Source organism: Candidatus Methylomirabilota bacterium (genome assembly GCA_035260325.1).
In the GTDB taxonomy this organism is placed as follows: Bacteria; Methylomirabilota; Methylomirabilia; order Rokubacteriales; family CSP1-6; genus AR19.
This window is the reverse complement of sequence record DATFVL010000239.1, coordinates 1-2,336: the sequence shown is the minus strand read 5'-3', so window position 1 is coordinate 2,336 and position 2,336 is coordinate 1. Positions and strand designations below refer to the sequence as shown.

The window sequence follows — 2,336 nt, the reverse complement described above, 5'->3', positions numbered from 1 at the left end:
CTCCGCGCGCTTGATGGCCTCCGCGAGACCCCAGCCCGCGATGAGCGCCTCGACGCGCGCGACCAGCACGAAGTCGGCGTCGGTCTGGCTGTCCTTGCCCGCCTTGATCTTGCCGCAGAACTCTTCGACGTCGGCCAGCGGCTGCAACTCGGAGCGCAGGAACGAGTTGGTCTTCGGGAAGAGCTTGTCCTCGATGGTGACGCCGGCCACCCCGACCTGCTCGAGCTTGCGTACGAGCCGCCGCATGTTGTTGAAGTTGCCGTGGCCCGTGTCGCCGTCGAGGAGGAGCGGGATCGACGTCGCCTCGGTCATGAACGCCACGTGGTCCACCACCTGCGACCAGGACAGCTCGTTGTTGTCACGCACGCCGAAGGCCGCCGAGATCGTCAGCCCGCTGCCCCAGACGCCCTCGAACCCGGCCTCCTCCACGATGCGCGCGGAAAGCCCGCTGTGCGCTTCCATCAGGAAGGCGATCTCCGGGCGCGTGACGAGCCGTTTGAGCGTGGTCGTGCGCCGTGGCGTCACAGGCTGGCCCGAAAGCGATCGCGGATCTCCGCCGGGCTGTACGGGATGCGCGGAACGTCCGCTTCCGCCGCGGTCGTCTTCACCAGCACGAAGTGCGGCCCGTCGGCGCCGAGCGCGGCGCGCACGGCCGACTCCGTCTCCGCGGCCGTGGTGACGGCGGCCACCGTGCCGTAGCCGGCCGCCGCGGCCACGCGGTCCAGGCGCACGCCGCGCGAGGGCGAGATCTGGTTGCCCGTGGAGCCGTAGACCTCGTTGTCGAACACGACGTGGACGAGGCGCCGGGGCCTCAGCCCGCCGACCATGGCGAGGATCCCGAAGTTCATGAGGAGGTTGCCGTCGCCGTCGAACACGACGGCGGCGCGCTCGGCCTGCGCGAGCGTGAGGCCGAGGCCGATCGCGGAGGCCAGGCCCATCGAGCCGATCATGTAGAAGTTCTGCGGTCGGTCGCCGACGGAGAACGACTCGCGGCAGATGTAGCCGTTGGCATGCACGATCGGCTCGGTGCCGATCGCCTTGCGGGCGGCCGTGATCGCCGCCAGCCGCGAGATGCGCGGGACGAGGGGCGCGGGCCCGCGGGGCGCCGTCGCAGGCCCTCCGGCGCCCGACGGTCGGCGAGGCTCGACGTCGTGCCGAACGCCCGCGTCGTGATGAGCCCCACCACCCGTTTGCACCACCCTCGGGGGGACGACGATGGCCACCGGCTGCATGCGCGTGTCCATCTCCTTCGCGGCCCACGCGATGTCGTCGGCCGCGCTTTCGGCGGAGAGCACGCGGTATGGCATGCCGAGCAGGTCGAGGATCTGCGGCGTGATGCGTCCGGTGAGGATGTGCTCCGGCGCGTCCTTGCCCTCATGGCCGCGCCAGGTCACGACGACCAGCACGGGAAGCCCGTACATCAGCGACAGCGATGCGAGCGCGTTGAGGCTCGTGCCGAGGCCCGAGTTCTGCATGAGGACACACGGCCGGCGGCCCGCGAGCCAGGCGCCGGCGGCCAGGCCGACGGCGGCGTCCTCGCGCACGGCGGCCACGTACGGCGCCTCGCGCTCCGTCTCGAGGACCGCGATGACGTCCTCGACGAGCGAGCACGGCACGCCCGTGAAGAAGTCGAACCCATGGCGAGTCAGCAGCGTGGCGACCTCGCCGCCGGAGATCACGCGGGGCCTACGGCTGGACCGTGCGGGCGCCGCCGCCCATGGTCCGGAGGAAATCGCCGAGCGACGCGAACCGCATGAACTGGTTCTGACGCTTCTCGGCGCCGATGGTGGACGACGGTCCACCGTAGTTGTGGCCCGGGAAGAGCAGCGTCTCGTCGGGCAGCGCGCCGAGCCGCTGCGTGAGCGAGTAGTACATCTCGCTCGGATCGCTGCCGGGCAGGTCCGTGCGCCCGCACGAGCCGATGAAGAGCGTGTCGCCGGAGACGAGCCGGCCGTCGACGAGGAAGCACTGCGAGCCGGGCGTATGCCCCGGCGTATGCAGGAACATCAGGGCAAGCCGTCCGATCGCCAGCGTGTCGTGGTTGTCGACTTTCACGAGATCGGAGCCGAGCCCCGGCAGGAATTCCCGCTCCGCCTTGTGCACGTAGACCCTGAGCGGCACGCGCGCGAGTAGCTCCTCGACACCGGGGATGCGGCCGGGCATGCCCCACGAGGCGAGGCTGCCGCCCACGTGGTCCTGATGCGTATGCGTCACCAGCGCGCCGGTGAGCCGCATGTCGTCGGCCTGCGCGGTGTCGACGATCGTGTCGATCTCCCACGCGGGATCCACCACGACGCACTCGCGGGCCACCGGGTCGCCGACGAGATAGACGAAGT

The 2,336-nt window shown here is 70.7% G+C and carries 3 protein-coding genes; all 3 read right to left on the bottom strand.

The window, feature by feature from the left end:
* Positions 1 to 525 (bottom strand): isocitrate lyase/phosphoenolpyruvate mutase family protein (locus VKG64_15060; protein HKB26355.1); only part of this gene is annotated, 525 nt, incomplete at its 3' end.
* On the bottom strand, positions 522 to 1,679 hold the full coding sequence (locus VKG64_15055; protein ID HKB26354.1) for a thiamine pyrophosphate-dependent enzyme: 1,158 nt from the start codon (positions 1,677 to 1,679) through the stop codon (positions 522 to 524). The genes VKG64_15055 and VKG64_15060, both read right to left, overlap by 4 nt.
* 7 nt (positions 1,680 to 1,686) lie before the next feature.
* On the bottom strand, positions 1,687 to 2,336 hold a 650-nt coding region (locus VKG64_15050; protein ID HKB26353.1), incomplete at its 5' end, for an MBL fold metallo-hydrolase.